This window comes from Methylobacterium sp. 4-46 (genome assembly GCF_000019365.1).
Lineage (GTDB): Bacteria > Pseudomonadota > Alphaproteobacteria > Rhizobiales > Beijerinckiaceae > Methylobacterium.
Window position 1 is genome coordinate 473,517 of the sequence record NC_010511.1, and the last position, 20,170, is coordinate 493,686.

At 75.0% G+C, this 20,170-nt stretch carries 15 protein-coding genes; 9 read left to right on the forward strand and 6 right to left on the reverse strand.

Translation table 11 applies throughout. The features are described 5' to 3' along the window. The first annotated feature begins 347 nt into the window (after window positions 1-347). Window positions 348-1,703, forward strand: a complete 1,356-nt coding sequence (locus M446_RS01925; RefSeq protein WP_043700738.1) for a methyl-accepting chemotaxis protein — start codon at window positions 348-350, stop codon at window positions 1,701-1,703. Window positions 1,704-1,738: 35 nt separating this feature from the next. Here the strand turns inward: M446_RS01925 and M446_RS01930 are convergent, their stop codons facing one another. Continuing rightward, window positions 1,739-2,686: a LysR family transcriptional regulator gene (locus M446_RS01930; RefSeq protein ID WP_012330381.1), complete on the reverse strand. Its 948-nt coding sequence runs from the start codon at window positions 2,684-2,686 to the stop codon at window positions 1,739-1,741. Between the two features lie 126 nt (window positions 2,687-2,812). Between M446_RS01930 and M446_RS01935 the strand changes: the two genes are divergently transcribed. From M446_RS01935 to M446_RS01955, 5 genes are read left to right on the forward strand one after another with little or no spacing between them, the layout of a single operon-like run. Continuing rightward, window positions 2,813-3,760: an ABC transporter substrate-binding protein gene (locus M446_RS01935; protein WP_012330382.1), complete on the forward strand. Its 948-nt coding sequence runs from the start codon at window positions 2,813-2,815 to the stop codon at window positions 3,758-3,760. Beyond that, window positions 3,757-4,614, forward strand: a complete 858-nt coding sequence (locus tag M446_RS01940; protein WP_012330383.1) for an ABC transporter permease — start codon at window positions 3,757-3,759, stop codon at window positions 4,612-4,614. Before M446_RS01935 ends, M446_RS01940 begins: the two co-directional genes overlap by 4 nt. 24 nt (window positions 4,615-4,638) lie before the next feature. Beyond that, entirely contained in the window at window positions 4,639-5,418 is a 780-nt protein-coding gene (locus M446_RS01945; RefSeq protein ID WP_012330384.1) for an ABC transporter ATP-binding protein, read from the forward strand. After that, window positions 5,415-6,320 (forward strand): polysaccharide deacetylase family protein, encoded by a 906-nt coding sequence (locus M446_RS01950; protein WP_012330385.1) that lies wholly within the window; start codon window positions 5,415-5,417, stop codon window positions 6,318-6,320. The genes M446_RS01945 and M446_RS01950 overlap by 4 nt, the downstream gene beginning before the upstream one ends. A 16-nt stretch (window positions 6,321-6,336) precedes the next feature. Then, the gene (locus M446_RS01955) at window positions 6,337-7,161 is read left to right on the forward strand and encodes an alpha/beta hydrolase (protein WP_012330386.1); all 825 of its coding nucleotides are present in this window, start codon (window positions 6,337-6,339) and stop codon (window positions 7,159-7,161) included. 118 nt (window positions 7,162-7,279) lie between these two features. Here M446_RS01955 and M446_RS01960 read toward each other — a convergent pair whose 3' ends face one another. Further along, a complete protein-coding gene (locus M446_RS01960) occupies window positions 7,280-8,743 on the reverse strand; it encodes a peptidoglycan-binding domain-containing protein (RefSeq protein ID WP_012330387.1) in 1,464 nt (487 codons plus the stop codon). Between the two features lie 171 nt (window positions 8,744-8,914). Here M446_RS01960 and M446_RS01965 point away from each other — a divergent pair, with 171 nt between their 5' ends. Next, a complete protein-coding gene (locus M446_RS01965; protein WP_012330388.1) occupies window positions 8,915-14,212 on the forward strand; it encodes an alpha-2-macroglobulin family protein in 5,298 nt (1,765 codons plus the stop codon). Between the two features lie 21 nt (window positions 14,213-14,233). Here the strand turns inward: M446_RS01965 and M446_RS01970 are convergent, their stop codons facing one another. Continuing rightward, window positions 14,234-15,130, reverse strand: a complete 897-nt coding sequence (locus M446_RS01970; RefSeq protein ID WP_012330389.1) for a LysR family transcriptional regulator — start codon at window positions 15,128-15,130, stop codon at window positions 14,234-14,236. A gap of 95 nt (window positions 15,131-15,225) precedes the next feature. Between M446_RS01970 and M446_RS01975 the strand changes: the two genes are divergently transcribed. Both M446_RS01975 and pbpC read left to right on the forward strand, forming a co-directional pair. Further along, window positions 15,226-16,212: an aldo/keto reductase gene (locus M446_RS01975; protein WP_012330390.1), complete on the forward strand. Its 987-nt coding sequence runs from the start codon at window positions 15,226-15,228 to the stop codon at window positions 16,210-16,212. Window positions 16,213-16,286: 74 nt separating this feature from the next. Further along, window positions 16,287-18,419, forward strand: coding sequence for a penicillin-binding protein 1C (gene pbpC, locus M446_RS01980; RefSeq protein ID WP_018262812.1), 2,133 nt, complete (start codon window positions 16,287-16,289; stop codon window positions 18,417-18,419). A gap of 136 nt (window positions 18,420-18,555) precedes the next feature. Here the strand turns inward: pbpC and hemC are convergent, their stop codons facing one another. From hemC to M446_RS01995, 3 genes are all read right to left on the reverse strand, one after another. Further along, window positions 18,556-19,491, reverse strand: coding sequence for a hydroxymethylbilane synthase (hemC, locus tag M446_RS01985; protein ID WP_012330392.1), 936 nt, complete (start codon window positions 19,489-19,491; stop codon window positions 18,556-18,558). 83 nt (window positions 19,492-19,574) lie between these two features. Next, window positions 19,575-19,799, reverse strand: coding sequence for a hypothetical protein (locus M446_RS01990; protein ID WP_012330393.1), 225 nt, complete (start codon window positions 19,797-19,799; stop codon window positions 19,575-19,577). A gap of 43 nt (window positions 19,800-19,842) precedes the next feature. Further along, a complete protein-coding gene (locus M446_RS01995) occupies window positions 19,843-20,142 on the reverse strand; it encodes an antibiotic biosynthesis monooxygenase family protein (RefSeq protein ID WP_012330394.1) in 300 nt (99 codons plus the stop codon). Between the last annotated feature and the right edge of the window lie 28 nt (window positions 20,143-20,170).

Below are 20,170 nucleotides of genomic sequence, written 5' to 3' on the forward strand. Positions count from 1 at the left end.
CCGGTCTCGCGGCGAGACCGGGCCTCCTCGTTTCGAGGCCGGCCCGGACCGGCCTCGCGGGGTCCGGGCCGCGGCCGGATCGGCCGCTTCCTTTCGGAAGCACACGCCGATTCCCGTCGGAGTTGCGCTCTCCGCCGACTCGGCTCGACGCGCGCTCCAGGACATCGCAAGTTGAGTGTGTTTCCGGGTGATATTGTCCCATAGTGGACAGCGAAGCCGCCCGGTCGTCGTCGTGATTGGTATTTGTTTATGATGGCCGCACCTGTCGCGGGGGGAGCGGGACGTTATTAACGGTCCGTCAACTGACTTGCACGATAAAGGAGAAATCCAACCGCGAGCACCGCTTGATGTTCCGCTCCCTGCGCTCCTCCCGCACTGCACCCGTGGCCACGATCGAGACCGCCGCGGCGGCTGAGGACCGGATCGCCGACCTGCTCGACCAAGCGATCGCCTCGGGCCAGATGACCGGCCTCGGCGGGAGGATCGGCGCGGCGCTCGCCCAGCTGGTCGCGCGCAGCCGGCGCAGCGCCGGCACCGATCTCGGGCTCAGCGCCCGCGTCTCGGCGGAAGCCTCTGAGGCCGGCACCATCCTGGTCTGGATGACGCACGACGCGTCCGAGATGGCGGCGCAGACCCGCTCGATGGCGTCGGCGGTCGAGGAGGTGGCGGCCTCCACGCGGGAATTGTGGAGCCGCTCGCAGGGCAGCGCCCAGCTCGCCGAGCAGGCGCGCGCGGGCATCGTCGGCTGCGCCTCCGACATGCAGGAGGCGACCCGCACCATGGAGGTGATCGAGGCGGGTGCCGTGCAGATGGAGCAGAGGCTGCGGGGCTTCGAATCCGCGGCCCAGCAGATCCAGGAGATCGCGGGCGCCATCGAGGCGATCTCGAGCCAGACCAACCTGCTCGCCCTGAACGCGACGATCGAGGCGGCGCGGGCCGGCGAGGCCGGCAAGGGCTTCGCGGTGGTCGCCGCCGAGGTGAAGCAGCTCTCCGGCCAGACCGCGCGGGCGACCGACCAGATCCGCACGCGCCTCGCCGCCCTGCTGCAGGAACTCGCCGCCATGCAGGGCGCGGTGTCGGAGAGCCGTCAGGCGGTCGCGACCGGGACCGCCGCCGTGGGGCGCGTCGGCGCGCGGATCGTGGAGGAGGGCCAGACGGTGGCCCATTCCGCCGAGGGCATCCGGGCGCTCGCCGACGTGCTCGGGCAGCAGCAGGCCGCCACGCAGGAAATCTCCGCGGGCGTGCAGCAGGTCGCCGCCAAGACCGAGAAGACCCGCCAGGAGATCGACGGGCTGATGAGCCAGCTCGCCCGGGCCGAAACGCTCGCGATCGAGACGCTGGACGGGTCCGCCGGCCGCGACATCGCGGGCTTCGGCTTCGTGCGCCTGCCCGCCGACCTCGCCGCCTGGAAGCGGCGCCTCGCCCTGGTGCTGATCGGCGCCCGCCCGGCGCGGCCCGAGGAGGCGGTCCTCGGCGCCGTCGACGTGCCGGCGCAGTGCGGGCTCCTCAAGGCCGACCCGGCCTATGCGGGGCTGCCCTTCGAGGCGATCCTGGCCTGCTCCAACGAGGCCCGCCGCCACGCCGCCGAGGTGGTCGAGGGGGTCAGCGCCCAGAACTGGGACAAGGCGACGCCGGCCTTCCAGGCCTTCGAGCGCACGGTGCGCGCGCTCGCGGATCACTGCCGGGCCGTCCTGCAGCGCTGACCCGCGGCAGGCGCGGCCGGCGGGATGCGGGCCGCTCAGGCCGGCGCGGGCCGGGGCGCTGCCGGCCCGGCCGGGTCGCCCGCCTCGGCCGCCCCGTAGCGACGGTTGAGGCTGCTGGCGAGCTGGTCGGCGAACTTCGCCGCCGCCACCGGCAGCATGCGGCCGCGGAACTGCCCGAGGATCATCGCCATCGTGTCGAGGTCCCGGGCGTCGATCGGCCGGGCGCAGAGGCGCGGGTCGCGCGGGATCCCGCTCGGGACCTGGAAGCTCACCACCTCCTCCCGCAGCACCAATTCGCGCAGGAATTCGAGCGAGCCCGATTCCATCGCGGGGGGCGGGGCGCCAGTCCGGGCGAGCGCCCGGTCGAGGTGGTGGCGCAGCGCCAGGGAGCGGTCCGGCAGGGCGAGCGGGTGGGCGAGGCAGTCGCGCAGCCGCACCGGCCCCGCCTCCCGGGCCAGCGCGTGCCCGGCGCGCATCATGGCGCAGACCGGCTGGCGGCAGGCGAACAGCACCTGGAGATCCGACGAGGGCGGCGGCTGCAGCACCAGGGCGAGGTCCGCCTCGAAGGCGGCGAGGGCCGCCACCGCCTGGACGTGGTCGCGCACCTGGACCGTGAAGGTCACCTGCGGAAAGTGCCCCCGGTAGAGCTCCACCTCCTCCGGCACGACCTGGTTGACGAAGGCTTGGCTGCAGGCGAGCGCGACGTGGCCGCGCCGCACCCCCGAGAGGTCGGCGATCTGGGAGCGCACCCGCTCCAGGTCGGCGAGCTGGTCGCGGATGTGGCGCACCAGCAGCTCGCCCGCCGCGTTGAGCCGCATGCCCTGGGCAAGCCGCTCGAAGATCGGAGTGCCGAGTTCGTATTCGAGTTCCTGCACCTGCCGGGTCAGGGCCGAGGGCGCGATGTGCAGCACCTCGGCGGCGCGCCGGATCGAGCCGCTGCGCGCGATCTCCGCCACGTAGGACAAGCTGCGCAGGTGCTTCATCGCCGTCCCCGCTCCCGAGGCGCCAGGGTGTTGCCGATAGCGCAACGGGTCAATCGAAAACCAGCACTCGCCCGCAACACCCGCGCGGAATAGCCTGGCCGCGTCTCAGGTTACCGGAATGCCGCCATGATCCGCCGCCGTGACCTTCTGACCGGCCTCGCCGCCGGCCTGGTGCTCAGCCCCCTGCCCCTGCGCGCGCAGGCCCCGACCGTGATCCGCATGGGCTCGCTCAAGCTCATCCACTCGATCGCGCCCCACTTCTACGACCAGTTCACGCCGGCGGGCGTGCGGGTCGAGGTGGTGCCCTTCGAGAGCCCGACCGAGTGCAAGAACGCCGTCGTCACTAAGTCGGTGGATTTCGGCATGTTCGGCATCGCGGCGGCCACGCTCGGCGCCGCCGCGGGCGAGCCCCTCGTGGTGATCGCCTCCGCCTGCAACCGCGGCATGGCGATCATCGCGAGGAAGGAATCGGGCATCGCCGGCCTCAAGGACCTCCGGGGCAAGCGGGTCGCGATCTGGCCGGGCTCGACGCAGGAGGTCTTCGTCCTGGAGCGCCTGCGCATGGAGGGCATGAGCGTGAAGGACATCACGCCCGTGCGGGTCTCGTTCAGCGAGATGCACATCGCGCTCGCGCGGGGCGACGTGGACGCCTACGTGGGCGCCGAGCCGGGCCCGGGCGTCAGCCTCTCGACGGGGATCGGCAGCCTGGTCGAGTATCCCTACGGCACCGAGATGGGCGCCCTCAACATGGTGTTCGGGGCCCACCGCGACACGCTGGCGGAGAAGCCCGACCTCGTGCGCACCATGCTCGACATCCACCGCAAGGGCACCGAATACGCCGCCAAGAACCGCGACGCCATGGTGGCGATGGCGGTGGCGAAGCTCGGCCAGAAGCGCGAGGCGATCGAGATCTCGGCCCCGAACGTCGAACTGACCTGGCAGCTCGGCGAGACCGAGGTGAAGCAGGCCCGGGCCTACGCCGAGCACATGCTGGTCCTGAAGCAGATCAAGCGCCTGCCCGATTTCGCGAGCTTCATCGACACCCGCTTCGTCAGCGCGATGAGGGCCGCGTGAGCGCCGCCGACCTGACGCAGGCGCCGCCCGCCGCGGCGGGCGAGGCGCCGGTCGTCCCGCGGCGGGCGCCCGGCCTCGCGCGGCTGCGCGAGCCGCTCCTCGCCCTCGCCTTCCCGCTGGCGCTCGGCGCGGTCTGGCACCTCGCCACGGTCGGCCGGCCCTACAGCTTGATCCCGCCGCCGGGCGAGGTCTGGACGGAGCTGCGCGACCTCGCGGTCGGCGGCGTCAACGACGACGCCTTCAGCGGCACGCTCCTCACCCACCTCGCCGCCTCGGTGAGCCGGGTCCTCGGCGGCTTCGGCCTCGCGGTGCTGGCCGCCCTGCCGCTCGGCCTGCTCATCGGCCGGGTGCCCCTGGTGCGCCAGCTCCTCGACCCGACCTTCCAGATCCTGCGGCCGGTGCCGGTCACCGCGTGGCTGCCGCTCGCCATGATCCTGTTCGGCCTCGGTCCGCGCTCGGCCTGCTTCCTGGTCTTCCTCGGCGCCTTCTACCCGATCCTGGTCAACACGGTGTTCGGGGTGCGCTCGGTGGAGCCGCGGCTGTTCGAGGCCGCCGCCATGCTGGGCTGCCGCGGCTCGGCGCAGTTCACCCAGGTGGTGCTGCCGGCCGCCCTGCCGTCGATCTTCACCGGCCTCAGGCTCGGCCTCGGCTTCGCCTGGGTGGTGATCGTGGTCGGCGAGATGACCGGCGTGCCGACCGGCCTCGGCGCCATGATCATGGAGGCGCGCCAGCTCTCCCGCACCGAGATCGTGATCTGCGGCATGGTGGTGATCGGGGTGGCGGGATTCGTCTCCGACCGGATCGTCACCCTGATCGGCCGCCGCCTCCTCGCCTGGAGCCCGACCCATGGCTGACCGAATCAATGGCTGACCGAACCAATGGCTGACCCGACCCTCCCGATCCTCGACATCCGCGGCGTCTCGAAGAGCTTCACGACCCAGGGACGGCGGGTCGACGCGCTCCGGGGCGCGAACCTCACGGTGCGGCGCGGCGAGTTCATCTGCCTGCTGGGCGCCTCGGGCTGCGGCAAGTCCACCCTGCTGCGGATCGTGGCGGGTTTCGAGGCCGCCAGCGAGGGCGAGGCCCTGATGTGGGGCAAGCCCATCGCCGGGCCGGATCCGAGCCGCGGCATGGTGTTCCAGGATTACGGCCTCTTCCCCTGGCTGACCGTGCGCGAGAATATCGGCTTCGGGCCGAAATCCCGTGGCCGGCCCGCCGCGGAGGTGCGCGAGACCGCCGCCCGCTACATCGAGGTGGTCGGCCTGCAGCGCTTCGCCGACGCCTATCCGCACCAGCTCTCGGGCGGCATGAAGCAGCGCGTGGCGATCGCCCGCGTCCTCGCCAACGACGCCGAGATCGTGCTGATGGACGAGCCCTTCGGGGCGCTCGACGCCATGACCCGCGAGCGGCTGCAGGACGAACTCCTCGACCTGTGGAGCCGCACCGGCCTGACCGTGCTGTTCGTGACCCACGCCATCGAGGAGGCGGTCTTCCTCGCCGACCGGGTGGTGATGATGTCGCCGGGCCCCGGCCGCATCGAGACGGTGCACGAGATCGCGCTGCCGCGCCGCCGGGACGTGTCGAGTCCCGCCTTCAACGACGTGCGCCGGATGCTGGCGGGCCAGCTCCACAGCCACCACGCCCGCAGGGCCGCGTGAGCGCGGATCCCCGCCGCCCGGAGCGCCGGCTCGCCTACCGGGCGGCGGTCGACCGGCCGCGCCTCGTCCTGCCCGGGGAGAAGCGCGTCGTCGTCTGGCCCGTGGTCAACGTCGAGCACTGGCTCATCGACAACCCCATGCCCCGGCAGGTGCTGGTGGCGCCGACCGCGGCGGCGCTGCTGCCCGACCTGCCGAACTGGGCCTGGCACGAATACGGGATGCGGGTCGGGTTCTGGCGCTTCCTCGACGCGTTCGCGCGCCGTGGCATCCGCCCGACCCTGTCGATCAACGGCTCGGTCTGCGAGGCCTATCCGCGCGTCGCGGCGGCTTCCCGCGACGCCGGCTGGGAGTTCATGGGCCACGGCTTCCACCAAGTGCCGACGCAGCGGGTCGAGGACGAGCCCGCCATGATCGCCCGCACGGTCGAGGCGATCGCGCGCTTCGCCGGCGGCCCGCCGCTGGGCTGGCTCGGCCCCGGCCTGACCGAGACCCTGGACACGCCCGACCACCTCGCGGCGGCGGGCATCCGCTACGTCGGCGACTGGCCGATGGACGACCGGCCCTGCCGCCTGCGCACCCGCCACGGCCCCCTCGTCACCCTGCCCTACTCGGTCGAGCTGAACGACATCCCGGTCCTGGCGATCCAGCACCACGGGGCCGAGGAGTTCCTCGCGCGGGCCCTCGCGCAGGTCGAGCGGCTCGCGGCCGAGGCCGCGAGCGCGGGGCCGCTCGGGGGCGCCAAGGTGATGGGCTTCGCGATCCACCCCTACATCACCGGCGTGCCCCACCGGATCGCCGTGGTGGAGCGGCTCCTCGACGCCCTCGCGGCCCGATCGGACGTGCTGTTCTGGCAGGGCCGGGATATTCTCGACTGGTATCTCGGGACGGGGGACGATGCCTGACGCCGTGACTGAAGCCATGCCTGACGCCATGCCTGACGCTTGGCGAGCGATGGACCGCGCGGCCCTGAGCGCCGCCTACGACAATTCCGGCGCGGTGGCGGGCAGCGCCGCGATCGTGGCGGGCTGGCGGGAGCGCAGCGCCGCCCTCCGCCAGGCGCATCCGGCGGAGCTCGACCTCGGCTACGGGGCCGAGGCGCGCCAGCGCCTCGACCTGTTCCGGTGCGGCGCCGCCGGGGCGCCGCTGCTGGCCTTCCTGCACGGGGGCTACTGGCAGCGCAACGCCAAGGAGGGCTTCGCCTGCATGGCCGAGGGTCCCCTCGCCCGCGGCCTCGACGTGGCGCTGATCGGCTACACGCTGGCACCCGAGGCGAGCCTGACCCGCATCGCCGAGGAGGTCGGCGCGGCGCTCGCCGTCCTGCGTCGCCGCGAGGCCGGACGCCTCGTCGTCTCGGGCTGGTCGGCGGGCGGGCACCTCGCGGCGCTCGCCCTGACCCGCGGACAGGCCGACGCGGCGCTCGCGGTGAGCGGGATCTTCGACCTCGCGCCGATCCGCGGGACGGCCCTGAACGACGCGCTGAACCTGAGCCCGGAGGAGGTGGAGGCGCTCTCGCCGATCCGCCACCTGCCGGCCGCGTCCGGCCCGCTCACCGTCGCCTACGGGGCGGAGGAGCTGCCGGAGCTCCGCCGGCAATCGGAGACCTACGGGGCGGCCTGGCGCGCGGCCGGGCTGCCCGGCGCGCTGCGGCCCCTGCCCGGGCACGACCATTTCTCGGTGCTGAGCGAGCTGATCCGCCCGGACGGGGCGCTGACCGAGGCGGCCGTGGCGCTCGCGCGGGGGTGAGCCGGGCGAACGGACCGATGGCTCTCCAGCCTCTCCGACGAACCCGATCGATCGCGATCGAGGAACGGTCGGCCTTCCAGGCCCCGGCGCGCGGAGAGCCCCCGTCCCGCCAGCCCCCTCACCCGCGGCACTGCACCGCCACCAGCGCCCCGGCGAGCGGCGCCGCGATGGCGCCCGCGCTCTTCGGGGCGGCGGGCCCGGAGGGTGGAAGCGCCGCGCCTTCCGCCGCCCCGAGGCCGCGCAGGGCCGCGACCCCGACGACCGGATGCGTCAGCGGCGGCATCACGCCCGCGATCAGCCGGGGCTGGGCCGGCATCTGCGCCACGAAGCCGACGAGGCGCCCGGCCCGGTCGAGCACCGGCGCCCCCGCCGCGCCCGGCTGCAGCGGCGCCACAACGCCGCCCGCCGCCCCCGCCACCCCCGGCGCGACGGTCGGGGCGCCGTCGCGGCCCATCCCGAGCACGACGAGGTCCTCTCCCGGCGCCGGGGCCGCCGGCGCGGCGGGCGGGAGGGTCCCGGGGCTCAGCGGCCGCTCGGTCTCCAGGAGGGCGAGGCCCGCCTCCTGCCGCACCACGCGGGCGGGCGCCCCGGCGACGAGGGGCGCCGGGCAGGCGGCCATCGCCGCGGCGGCCGTCACGAGGCGCCGCGGCCCGACCGCGAGCCCGGTCGCCGAGCTGCCGGCCGGGGCCGGTGCGATCGGGGCCGCGGCGGTCGCGGCTGCCGGGGGAGCGGCCGGCGCCTCGGAGGGGAACGGCGCGAAGCTGTTCGCCACCGCGATCACCAGCCTGTCCACCTCCCGGGCCAGGGCCTTGTCGTAGGCGAGGCTGAAGCCGCGCAGCCCCGCCGGGCCGGCCGCGTAGCGGATGTAGAACTTGCCCTGAGGCGTCTCGCCGGTGACGACGACGAAGTCGGGCCGCTTGAGCTTGTAGGTCACCTTGCGCTCGGGGCTGACCGAGGCGGCCTTCTCGAACAGCGCGTCGAGGTCGGTCTCGCCCGGCGCGAAGGCCTTGGTATCGAGGGTGACGCGGCCGTCCGGGCTCTGCCAGCGGCTGCCGTTCGGGATCCTGCCGCGCCGCGACAGCAGCCGCTCCGGCACCCCGAGGGTGATGCCCGTTGCGGCATCGGCCTGCAGGGTGAACTGCGCCGCCTGCTTGGCCGCCTGACCGGCCGCGAGGAGCCGGGCGCGGGCGCGCTCGTCGAGGAGGCCGCTGGGTTCGAGCCCGTTCTGGCCCTGCCAGGCCACGAGCGCCTCGTAGGTGCGCCGGCCGAAGGTGCCGGTCGTGACGCTGGTGTAGTCGCTCGCCCAGACGAGAGCCTCCTGCACCGCCCGGCGCTCGGCCTCGGGCCGGGCCTCGAAGGCGGCGCGGGCGGCCTCGAAGGCCGCGTCGGCGGGCGGGGCGGCGGGGGCGGGCTTGGATTCCGGAGCAGGCTTGGGCGCCGGAGCAGGCTTGGGCGCCGGAGCAGGCTTGGGCGCCGGAGCAGGCTTCGGCGCCGGAGCGGGCCCCGGCCGCGGGGCCGGCTGCTGGGCGGCGGCCGGCAGGCTGAGCAGGACGGCGAGGAGCAGGGCGAGGCGGCGCGGCATGGGCGGCTCTGTCCGGGAGATCGCGCGACCTTGGCAGAAGCCGCGCCCCGCATAAAGTGAGCCCGCCGGACCGGATCGCCGGGTCCGGCGCCGGGCGGCCTTCCCAAGCGTTGCGGCGCGCCGCCCAAATGATAGGCTCGTGCGAGGAACGCACGCGCACGAGGCCAGACGATGTTGAGAGCAACCCGGACGGGGCGCCTCGCCGGCGCCCTCGCGGTGGCGCTGACCCTGATCGTCCCGGCCGCCGCGCAGGCCCCGCAACCGCCCCGGCCCGCCCCGTCCGCCCTCGTGCCCCCGCCCAAGGACCCGGCGCCCAAGGGCTTCGTGCGCCAGGACCTCGCCAGCGAGGCGGTGCGGCTCGAGGCCGAGATCCGCAGCGACGCCGCCGGAAAGCCCCAGAAGCCCGCCGCCCAGTGGCGCCGCGAGGCCGAGAAGCTGTTCAAGGACGACGACCATGACGGGGCGCTCGCCGCCTATGCGGGGGCGATCGCGGCCGAGCCGGGCGATTGGAAGACCTGGTACGCCCTCGCCGAGACCGCCAACGGCGTCGAGAACGACGATTACGACGAGAACCAGAAGCTGCGCCGCCGCGCCCGCGCGGGCGCCTACCTCGCCTACCAGCGGGCGGCGAGCCGCGCGGACGAGGCCAAGGCCCTGGCGCTGCTCGGGCGGGTCCTGGCCGACCAGGAGAGCTGGCGCCCGGCCCTCGACGCCTACAAGGCGAGCCTCGCCCTCGCGGACGCGTCCGACATCCGCGCCGCCTACGAGGAGCTGCGCGAGAAGCACGGCTTCCGCATCACCGACTACAAGGTCGATTCGGAGGCCGCCGCCCCCCGGGCCTGCTTCACCTTCTCGGAGGACCTCTCCGCCAAGACCGACATGGCGCCCTTCGTGGCGGTGTCGGGGGCCGCGAACGCCGCCGTCACCGCCGAGGGCCAGCAGGTCTGCGTCGACGGGCTCAAGCACGGCGAGCGCTACGCCGTGGTGCTGCGCCAGGGACTTCCCTCGGCGATCGCCGGCGAGACCCTGCGGAAATCCGCCGATTACGAGATCTACGTCCGGGACCGCTCGCCCCAGGTGCGCTTCACCGGCCGCAACTACGTCCTGCCGCGCACCGGCCAGGCCGGCGTGCCCCTGGTCTCGGTGAACGCCCCGAAGCTCGACGTCGAGGTGCTGCGCATCGGCGACCGCGGCCTGCTGCCGACCCTGCGCTCGGAGGAGTTCCTGTCGCAGCTCACCGGCGCCACCGCCCGCACCCTCGCGCGCGAGAAGGGCGTGCGGGTCTGGAAGGGCACCCTCGACACCGCCGGGGCCGAGCCGAACCAGGAGGTGGTCACCGCCTTCCCGGTCCTGCAGGCGGTCGGCAAGATCGAGCCCGGGCTCTACGTGATGCTGGCGCAGCCGAGCGGGACGGCCGCCCTCGGCGACGAGGAGACCGGCGGCTACGACCAGCAGGCGACCCAGTGGTTCGTCGTCTCCGATCTCGGCCTGACCGCCCTCAAGGGCGCGGACGGGGTCCACGTCTTCGTGCGCTCGCTGGCCAGCGCCGCGACCGTGCAGGGGGCGGAGATCCGCCTCGTCGCCCGCAACAACGAGGTGCTCGGCGTCAGGACCACCGATGCGCAGGGCCACGCGGCCTTCGATCCGGGCCTGTCCCGGGGCGAGGGCGGCATCGCGCCGAGCCTCGTCGTGGCGCGGCTCGGCGACGATTACGGCTTCCTCGACCTCGCGCTCAGCGCCTTCGACCTCGCCGACCGCGGCGTGAAGGGGCGGCCCGCCCCCGCCGCGGCGGAGGCCTTCGTGTTCCCCGAGCGCGGCGTCTACCGCTCGGGCGAGACCGTCCAGATCACCGCCCTCTTGCGCGACGCGAAGGGCGCGGCGATCCCGGGCCTGCCCCTCACCCTGGTGGTGAAGCGCCCGGACGGGATCGAGTATCGCCGCGCCGCCGTGCCGGATGCGGGGCTCGGCGGGCGCGCCTTCCCGCTGCCGCTCCTCCCCGGCGCCGCGCCCGGCACCTGGCGCGTGCTCGCCTACACCGACCCGAAGGCGGCGCCGGTCGGCGAGGCGAGTTTCCTGGTCGAGGATTACCTGCCCGAGCGGCTGGAGGTGACGCTCACGCCCAAGGCTCCCGCGCTCGCCCCGAACCAGCCGGCCGTGATCGACGTCGCGGCCCGCTTCCTCTACGGAGCGCCGGGCGCGAACCTCCAGGTCGGCGGCAGCGTCGCCGTGCAGGCGGCGGCGTCGAGCGGCATCCGCGGCCTCGACGGCTTCGCGATCGGCCTCGACGACGAGAGCGTGGTGCCGACCACCGCCGAGATCGACGAGCGGGTCACCACCGACGCGCAGGGCAGGGCGACGGTGCGGGCCCCCGTGCCGGCGCTCAGCGCCCCGCGCCCCCTGGAGGCGAAGGTCTCGCTCCAGGTCGGCGAGCCGGGCGGGCGGGCCGTGCAGCGCAGCGTGACGCTGCCGATCCTGCCGGCCGGCCCGGTCGTCGCCCTGCGCAAGACCTTCGGCGACCTGCGCGAGGGCGGGACCGCGACCTTCGAGGTGGTCGCGGCGCAGCCGGACGGCACGCGCCTGCCGGCCCGCGGCGCGGCCTGGACGCTCAAGAAGGTCGAGCGGAACTACCAATGGTACCGGGCGGACGGCCGCTGGTCCTACGAGGCTGTGAGGACCAGCCGCAAGGTGGCGAACGGCGCGCTCGATCTCGCCCCCGACGCCCCGGCCCGGATCGCCGCCCCGGTCGAGTTCGGCACCTACCGGCTGGAGGTGAGCGCGCCGAACCTGCAGGCCGCGAGCCTGAGCTTCACGGTCGGCACCGGCGGCAGCGAGAGCGCCGACGCGCCCGACCTCCTCGACCTCACCCTCGACAAGGCCGCCTACGCCTCCGGCGAGACGCTGAAGGCGCGGTTCGCGCCGCGCTTCGCCGGCACCGCCACGGTCGCGGTGGTGAGCGACCGGGTGCACGAGATCCGCACCCTCTCCGTGCCGGCGGGCGGCGGCGCCGTGGAGATCCCGGTCAAGGCCGAGTGGGGCGCGGGCGCCTACCTGGTCGCCACCGCCTACCGGCCCCTCGACCAAGCGGCCAAGCGCCTGCCGGGCCGGGCGCTCGGCCTCGCGTGGTTCTCCGTCGACCGGGCGGCGCGCAGCCTCGACGTCGCCGTCGAGGCGCCCGCCAAGGTGCGGCCCCGCGGGGACCTGCGCCTGCCGATCCGCCTTTCCGGCCTCAAGCCCGGCGAGGAGGCCCGGGTGACGGTGGCGGCGGTCGATGTCGGCATCCTCAACCTGACCCGCTACGCGGCGCCCGACCCCTTCGCCTTCTTCTTCGGGCAGAAGGCGCTCTCGACCGAGATCCGCGACCTCTACGGATACCTGATCGACGGCATGCAGGGGACGCTCGGCGCGATCCGCTCGGGCGGCGATGCCGGCGGGGCCGAACTCGCCGACGCGCCCCCGACCCAGGAGCCGCTGGTGCGCTATTCCGGCGTCGTCACGGTCGGGCCGGACGGGCGGGCCGAGGTGACCTTCCCGCTTCCGGCCTTCAACGGCACCGCCCGGGTGATGGTGACCGCCTGGACGGCCGGGCGGGTCGGGTCGGCCGCGGCCGACGTGATCGTGCGCGACGCCGTGGTGCTCACCGGCACCCTGCCGCGCTTCCTCAACGTGGGCGACCGCTCGCGCCTGCACGTCGCCCTCGACAATGTCGAGGGAGCGGCGGGGGATTACGCGGTCGATCTCGACCTCTCCGGGCCGGTCGTGGTCCCGGCCGAGGCGCTGACCCGGAAGATCCGCCTGGAGGCGGGCCAGCGGGGCGCGATCGAGATCCCGGTGACGGCGGCCGGTCCCGGCGTGGCGCGGCTCGACCTCAGGCTGACCGGGCCGGGTCTCGACGGCGCGGCCGGGCAGAGCTTCGCGCTCGCGGTGCAGCCCGGGACCGGGGCGCTGCTGCGCCGCTCGGTGCGCTCCCTCGACCCCGGGGCGAGCGTGACCCTGTCGAACGACCTCCTCGCCGACCTGCTGCCGGGCACGGGGACGCTCACGGTCTCGGCCTCGCCGCTCGCGGGGCTGGACGTGCCGGCCCTGCTGCAGGCCCTCGACCGCTACCCCTACGGCTGCACCGAGCAGACGGTGAGCCGGGCGATGCCGCTCCTCTACGTGAACCGCCTCGCCTCCCTCGACCGGCTCGCCCTCGACGACAAGGTGGACGAGCGGATCCGCGGCGCCATCGACCGGGTGCTGTCGCGCCAGGACGCGAGCGGCAGCTTCGGCCTGTGGTCGGCCGCCAATTCCGAGGATCTCTGGCTCAACGCCTACGTGGCCGACTTCCTGACGAGGGCGCGCGAGCGCGGCTTTCCCGTGCCGCAGACCGCCTTCTCGCTCGCCCTCGACCGGCTGCGCAACGCGGTCGCCAACACCAGCGAGGTCAGCGGCGGCGGCATGGATCTCGCCTACGCGGCCTACGTGCTGGCCCGCAACGGCCGGCCGGTGATGGGGGACCTGCGCTACCTCGCCGACACGAAGCTCTCGGACTTCTCGACCCCCCTCGCCCGCGGCCAGATCGCGGCGGCGCTGGCGCTGCTCGGCGACCGCGGCCGGGCGCAGAAGGCCTTCGAGGCCGCCGTGTCGGCCCTGCGCGGGGAGAAGGACAAGGCCGAGTACCGGCCGGATTACGGCTCGCGCCTGCGCGACGGGGCCGGGCTGATCGCGCTCGCGGCCGAGACGGGACTCGTCCGCGACAGCATCGCGCCGCTCGGGGCGGTGATCGGCGAGGAGCGGGCCTCCGGGCGGGTCACCAGCACCCAGGAGAATGCCTGGATGGTGCTCGCCGCCGAGGGCCTGAGCAAGGAGGCCGAATCCATGGCCTTCGCGGTCGACGGCGAGGCGCAGGGCGGCCCCCTCTACCGCAGCTTCAAGGCGGCGCAGCTCGACGCCAAGCCGGTCACGGTGACCAATCGCGGCACGACGAGTGCCCAGCTCGTGCTCGGCGTCGCGGGCAGCCCGATCGTCCCCGAGCCGCCGGAGGCCAGGGGCTACACGGTCGAGCGCCGCTACCACCGCCTCGACGGCTCGCTCGTCGACGTCACGCAGCTGCGCCAGAACGACCGGGTCGTGGTGGTGCTGAAGGTGACGGAGGACAAGGCCCGCGCGGCCCGCCTCCTCCTCGTCGACCGCCTGCCCGCCGGGCTGGAGATCGACAACCCGAAGCTCCTCGACGCCGACGCCGTGCCGGCCCTGTCCTTCGTGAAGAGCGACGTGCAGCCGACCCACAAGGAGTTCCGCGACGACCGCTTCGTGGCGGCCTACGACCGCGACCCGTCGCAGCCGGCCTTCCTCACGGTCGCCTACACGGTGAGGGCGGTGACGCCGGGCCGCTACGTCCACCCGGCGGCGACGATCGAGGACATGTACCGGCCCGAGCGCTACGGCCGCACCGCCTTCGGGGCCATGGAGGTGGGCGCGCCGCGCTGAGGCGGGCGGGCGCCGCCGCGCTCACGCCGCCGCGCTCTCCCGGACGAAATCCAGGAAGGCGCGCAGCGGCGGGGGCGGCTGGCGCCGGCTCGGGTGGTAGAGCAGGAAGCCCGGGAAGGACGGGCACCAGGGTTCGAGCAGGCGCACGAGCCGCCCCTCCGCCAGGAAGGGGGCGGCGTAGCCCTCGAAGACCTGGGCGAGGCCGCTCCCCTCGACCGCGGCCTGGAGCAGCAATTCCTGCTCGTTGAGGATCAGCGGCCCGTCGAGATCGAGGGCGAGGGCGCGACCGTCCCGCTCGAATTCCCAGCGCATCACGGCGCCGCCCGCGAAGCGCTGCCGCAGGCAGGCATGCCCGGCGAGGTCCTCGGGCGTCGCGGGGAGGCCGCGGGCGGCCAGGTAGGCCGGGGAGCCCACCACGGCGAAGCGCTGCCGCCCCCCGAGGGGCACCGCGATCATGTCACGCGGGACGCGCTCGCCGAAGCGCACGCCCGCGTCGAACCCCTCGCGGACGATGTCGGCGAGCGCGTCGTCGCAGGCGATCTCCAGCCGCAGGCCCGGATGCCGGGAGAGGAAGCGCGCGGCGAGCGGCGCCAGGACGAGGCGGCAGGCCGAGCGGGGGGCGTTGAGCCGCAGCGTGCCGGTGAGGCGCCCGCCGGAGGCCGCGACCTCGCCGAGCGCCCGGTCGATCTCGTCGAGCGCCGGCCCGAGCCGCGCCAGCAGGGCGGCGCCCGCCTCGGTCGGCGCCACGCTGCGGGTGGTGCGGTTGAGGAGCCGGGCGCCGAGCCGGGCCTCGAGGTCGCGCAGGGCGTGGCTCAGGGCCGAGGGCGACAGGCCGAGTTCCGCCGCCGCGCGGCGGAAGCTGCGGTGCCGCGCCACGCGGGCGAAGGCGACGAGGTCGGAGAGGTCGCTGCGCGGCATTGGTGAACGGCGCTCAGGAGGTCGTGCGGCCCGGCCGAGCTTATCGGCGCGGCGGCGAGATGCCAGATGGGGGCGCGTCCCCTCAGGAGATCCCCATGCGCCAGCGTCCCCTCGGCCGGTCCGGCCTCACCGTCTCGCTCCCCGGCCTCGGCTGCATGGGCATGTCCGAGTTCTACGGGCCGGCGGACGACGCGCAGTCGCGCGCCGCCCTCGAAGCCGCCCTCGCCCTCGGCTACGACTTCCTCGACACGGCCGACACTTACGGGCACGGCCACAACGAGGCGCTGATCGGCGCGGTCCTGGCCGGGCGGCGCGACCGGGCGGTGGTGGCGACCAAGTTCGGCATCGTGCGCGCGCCCGGCCGCTACGAACGCCGCATCGACAATTCCCCCGCCTACGTGGCGGCGGCCTGCGAGGCCTCGCTCCGGCGCCTGGGGGTCGAGACGATCGACCTCTATTACTGCCACCGGCGGGATCCCGCCGTGCCGATCGAGGAGGTGGTGGGCGCGATGGCCCGCCTCGTCGAGGCCGGCAAGGTGCGGGCCCTCGGCCTCTCGGAGGTCTCGCCGGCGACGCTGCGGGCGGCGCAGGCCGTGCACCCGATCGCGGCGGTGCAGAGCGAGTACTCGCTCTGGACCCGGGAGCCCGAGCAGGGGCTCCTCGCCGCCTGCCGCGACCTCGGCGTCGCCCTCGTGGCCTACTCGCCCCTGGGGCGCGGCTTCCTCACCGGCGCCGTCGACGTCGCGGGCCTCGCGCAGGACGATGTCCGGCGCGCCAATCCCCGCTTCCGGGACGAGGCGCTCGCCCGGAACGCGCGCCTCGCCGCGGCGCTCGGAACCTTCGCGGCGGAGCGCGGCGCCAGCGCGGCCCAGGTCGCGCTGGCCTGGCTCGTCACCCGCGAGCCGCACGTCATCCCGATCCCGGGCACCCGCAAGGAGGCGCGCCTCGCGGAGAACGCGGCGGCGATGGAGATCCGGCTCACGCCCGAGGACCTGCGCGCCCTCGACGCGCTGTTCGCGCCCGGGGCGGTGGCCGGGTCGCGCTACGACGAGGCCGGCATGGTCGGCATCGAGACCGACTGAGACGCTCGACGCCGCCCGAGGCGCTCGACCCCGCCCGCGGCTTTGGGGCGTCGCGTCCGGACGCGAAATGCGCCATGCTCGGCCGATCGGTTCGGGCGGGGGGCGGGATGGCGGGAGGCGCGGCGGGTCGGAATGGGGCGTGGCGGCGCGTCGTCCCGGCGCTGCTGCTCGCCGCGGCGCTCGCCGCCGGCGCGGCCGGGCTGTGGCGGGAGATCGGGCGCGATCCCGGCCTCGACCTCGCGGCGGCCGAGCGCCGCTCGCCCGTGGTCCTCGACCGGGCCGGCGTGCTCCTGCGCCCCTTCGCGACGGCGGATGGCCGCTGGCGCCTGCCGCTCGCCCCCGAGGCGGTCGATCCGCGCTTCCTCACCCTGCTGATGGCCTACGAGGACCGGCGCTTCGCCCGGCATCCGGGCGTCGATCCGCTCGCGGTGCTGCGGGCCGCCGGGCAATGGCTGCGGGCGGGACGGATCGTCTCGGGCGGCTCGACCCTCTCGATGCAGGTCGCCCGGCTGGTCGAGCCGCGAGCCGAGCGCTCGCTCGCCGCCAAGCTGCGCCAAGTGCGGGGGGCGGTCGCGCTCGAGCGGCGGCTCGGCAAGGCGGGGGTGCTGCGCCTCTACCTCGCCCTCGCCCCCTATGGCGGGCCGCTCGAAGGGGTGCGGGCGGCGAGCCTCGCCTATTTCGGCCACGAGCCGGGGCGCCTGTCGCTGGCGGAGGCCGCGCTCCTCGTCGCCCTGCCGCAGGCGCCCGAGGCCCGCCGGCCCGACCGCTTCCCGGAGGCGGCGCGGCGCGCCCGCGACCGCGTCCTCGACCTCGCGGCGGCGCGGGGCGCCGTCCGCCGCGACGAGGCCGAGGCGGCCAAGGCCGAGCCGGTGCCGCAGCGGCGCCGCCCCTTCCCGATGCTCGCGGCCCATGCGGCCGAGGCGGCCCTGGCCGAGGCGCCCGACCGGGCGGTCCACCGCCTGACCATCGACGCGCGCCTGCAGGCGAGCCTGGAGGCGCTCGCGGCCGAGCGCGTTGCCGCCCTCGGTCCCGGCCTCTCGACGGCGATCCTGGTCGTCGACAACGCCACCGGCGCGGTGCGGGCGCATGTCGGCAGCGCCGGCTACCTCGATGCCGGCCGCGCGGGCGCCATCGACATGGCCGCCGCCCTGCGCTCGCCGGGCTCGGCGCTGAAGCCCTTCGTCTACGCGCTGGCCTTCGAACTCGGCCTCGCCCATCCCGAGACGCTGATCGAGGACCGGCCCTCGCGCTTCGGGGCCGCCTACGCGCCGGAGAATTTCGACCTCACCTTCCAGGGCACGGTCACGGCCCGGCGCGCCCTGCAGATGTCCCTCAACGTGCCCGCGGTGGAACTGATGGAGTTGGTCGGCCCGGCCCGCTTCATCGCCCGGCTGCGGGCGGGCGGGGCGGGGATCGCGCTCCCCCGCGACGCCGCCCCCGGCCTGCCGGTGGCCCTCGGCGGGCTCGGCATCACGCTGACCGACCTCGCCCGGCTCTACGCGGGCCTCGCCCGGGGCGGCCTCGTGCCCGATCTCGTGCGGCGGCCGGAGGCCGGGCCGCCGGCCCGCGAGCCGCCCCGCATCGCCGAGGGGGTGGCGGCGTGGTACGTCACTGACATCCTGCGCGGCACGCCGCCGCCCGAGAACGCCCTGCCGAACCGCATCGCCTACAAGACCGGCACCTCCTACGGCTACCGCGACGCCTGGGCGGTGGGATTCGACCGCCGCATCACCGTGGCGGTCTGGGTCGGCCGCCCGGACGGGGCGAGCGTGCCCGGCCTGGTCGGGCGCGTGGCGGCGGCCCCGATCCTGTTCGACGCCTTCGCGCGCTGCGGCGGCGAGCCGGAGCCGGTGCCGCCGGTCCGCGACGCCCTGGTGACCAGTACGGCCGGCCTGCCGCCGCCGCTCCGCCACCTGCGCCGCGACGCCGCCAAGGTGGCGGGCGAGGCGCCGGGAGCCCCGCTCAGGATCGCCTATCCGCCGGACGGCGCCCGGGTCGATCTCGGCTTCGCGGAGGGGGCGCCGGCCGGGCTCGCCCTGAAGGCGCTGGGCGGCACCCTGCCCCTGACCTGGATGGTGAACAGCCTGCCCCTGCCCGAGGCCGCCCGCCGGCAGGCGGAGTGGCAGCCGGACGGGGCCGGGTTCGCGCGGATCTCCGTGATGGACGCGACGGGCGCGAGCGACAGCGTCGTGGTCCGGCTGGAATAGGACCGACGATGAGAAGTCCATGAAACACAACTCATGGCATCCGCGCAGGTCCTGCCGGAGGCCCGAGCCGCTTCGCGGCAGGCCTCATCCGGGGTCCCGGATCACACCGCCGCGTTCCCGTCGTGCGGATCCCGCCCTATTGCAGGTGCCGGCGATAGGTCTCGCCCGCCTGCGCCTTCAGGTCCGCCCCGGCCTCCCGGCCGATCGAAGCGGCCTCCGCGGCCGGGCCGCTGCGGGTCGTGGCCCAGTGCGCGCTCCCGTCCGGCAGGAACAGCAGCCCGTCGAGGGTCAGCCGGTCGCCGTCGATCTGCGCCAGCGCCGCGATCGGCGTGCGGCAGGACCCGTCGAGTTCCGCGAGCAGGCCCCGCTCGGCGGCCAGCGCCGTCGTCGTGCGCGGGCAGGCCACCGCCTGCAGCAGGGCGATGACGTCCTCGTCCGCCGCGCGGCACTCGATGCCGAGCGCGCCCTGCGCCACGGCCGGCAGCATCTCCTCGACCGGGATCACGGTCCTGGCGAGATGCGCCAGCCCGAGCCGCTCCAGCCCCGCGATGGCGAGGAGGGTCGCGTCGCAGACCCCCTCCTCCAGCTTGCGGATGCGGGTATTGGCGTTGCCGCGCAGGGGCACGATCCGCAGGTCGGGCCGGCGCATCAGCACCTGCGCGCCCCGCCGCAGGGACGAGGTGCCGACGCGGGCGCCGGCGGGCAGCTCGGCGAGGCTGCCGGAAGCGAGCGACAGGAAGGCGTCGCGGGGGTCGTCCCGCTCCAGGATGCAGGCGATGACGAGCCCGTCCGGCAGCCAGGTCTCGACATCCTTCATCGAGTGCACGGCGACGTCGATCTCGCCGGCGAACAGCGCCTGTTCCAGCTCCTTGGTGAACAGACCCTTGCCGCCGATCGCCGAGAGCGGCCGGTCGAGGATCCGGTCCGCCACCGTGTTGACGACGACGAGCTCCATCGCCCCCGGCTCGGCGAGGTGCGGATGCGCGGCGGCGATGCGGTCGCGGACCATGCCGGTCTGCGCGAGCGCCATCGGGCTGCCGCGGGTGCCGATGCGCAGGGGGCGATGAGCCATGGCCGCGTGCCTCGCCGTCAGAGAACCTTCACGTTCCCGAGCGAGTAGCCGCAAGCCAAGGTCCTGTCACCTGCGGCGAAATCCTAATCCCTGGGGATCTGCTCGTCGGCGACCGGCTCGCCCTGCGGCGTGCCGGCCGGATGGGGCGGCTCGGCCGGCTGGCCCGGCGCGTGCCCGGCCGGGCGGCGGCTGGTGGCGAGGCTGGATTCCGCGAGGCCCTCGCGGCGGGGCTGGTCGCCCCCGCGGCGGGGCTGGTCGCCCGCGCGGCGGGGTTGGTCGCGGTCGGGCTGGGTGCGGTCTGCAGTCATGGGGGCGCCTCCGGCCGGATCAACCGCCGAAGGCGGCCGGCGTTCAGAACCCGGCGGCGGTGGTGGTCGTGTGCTCGACGGCCGGGGGCGCGGCGAAATGGTCGGAGACCAAGTCGCGCCAGGCCTGGAAATCGGGCGAGCTGCGGAAATCGACCGTGTGGTTCTCAAGGGTCTCCCACTTCACCATCAGGCGGTAGCGGGTCGGATGCTCGATCGAGCGGTGCAGCTCCATGCCCTTGCAGCCCTTGGCGCGACGAAAGAGGGCGGCCGCCTCGGCGACCCCGTCCTCGAAGGCGGCCTCGTGGCCGGGCTTCACCTCGATCTGCGCGATTTCCAGGACCATGACGTTCCTCCGGTCAACGCCCCCGCAT

Excerpts from the sequence above, each read along its gene's own strand:
- M446_RS01960 (WP_012330387.1), bottom strand. The coding sequence starts at position 8,743 with ATGCCGCGCCGCCTCGCCCTGCTCCTCGCCGTCCTGCTCAGCCTGCCG.
- M446_RS01955 (WP_012330386.1), top strand. The coding sequence starts at position 6,337 with ATGCCTGACGCCATGCCTGACGCTTGGCGAGCGATGGACCGCGCGGCC.
- M446_RS01925 (WP_043700738.1), top strand. The coding sequence starts at position 348 with ATGTTCCGCTCCCTGCGCTCCTCCCGCACTGCACCCGTGGCCACGATC.
- M446_RS01935 (WP_012330382.1), top strand. The coding sequence starts at position 2,813 with ATGATCCGCCGCCGTGACCTTCTGACCGGCCTCGCCGCCGGCCTGGTG.
- M446_RS01930 (WP_012330381.1), bottom strand. The coding sequence starts at position 2,686 with ATGAAGCACCTGCGCAGCTTGTCCTACGTGGCGGAGATCGCGCGCAGC.
- M446_RS01995 (WP_012330394.1), bottom strand. The coding sequence starts at position 20,142 with ATGGTCCTGGAAATCGCGCAGATCGAGGTGAAGCCCGGCCACGAGGCC.
- M446_RS01970 (WP_012330389.1), bottom strand. The coding sequence starts at position 15,130 with ATGCCGCGCAGCGACCTCTCCGACCTCGTCGCCTTCGCCCGCGTGGCG.
- hemC (WP_012330392.1), bottom strand. The coding sequence starts at position 19,491 with ATGGCTCATCGCCCCCTGCGCATCGGCACCCGCGGCAGCCCGATGGCG.
- M446_RS01990 (WP_012330393.1), bottom strand. The coding sequence starts at position 19,799 with ATGACTGCAGACCGCACCCAGCCCGACCGCGACCAACCCCGCCGCGCG.
- M446_RS01965 (WP_012330388.1), top strand. The coding sequence starts at position 8,915 with ATGTTGAGAGCAACCCGGACGGGGCGCCTCGCCGGCGCCCTCGCGGTG.
- M446_RS01975 (WP_012330390.1), top strand. The coding sequence starts at position 15,226 with ATGCGCCAGCGTCCCCTCGGCCGGTCCGGCCTCACCGTCTCGCTCCCC.
- pbpC (WP_018262812.1), top strand. The coding sequence starts at position 16,287 with ATGCTCGGCCGATCGGTTCGGGCGGGGGGCGGGATGGCGGGAGGCGCG.
- M446_RS01945 (WP_012330384.1), top strand. The coding sequence starts at position 4,639 with ATGGCTGACCCGACCCTCCCGATCCTCGACATCCGCGGCGTCTCGAAG.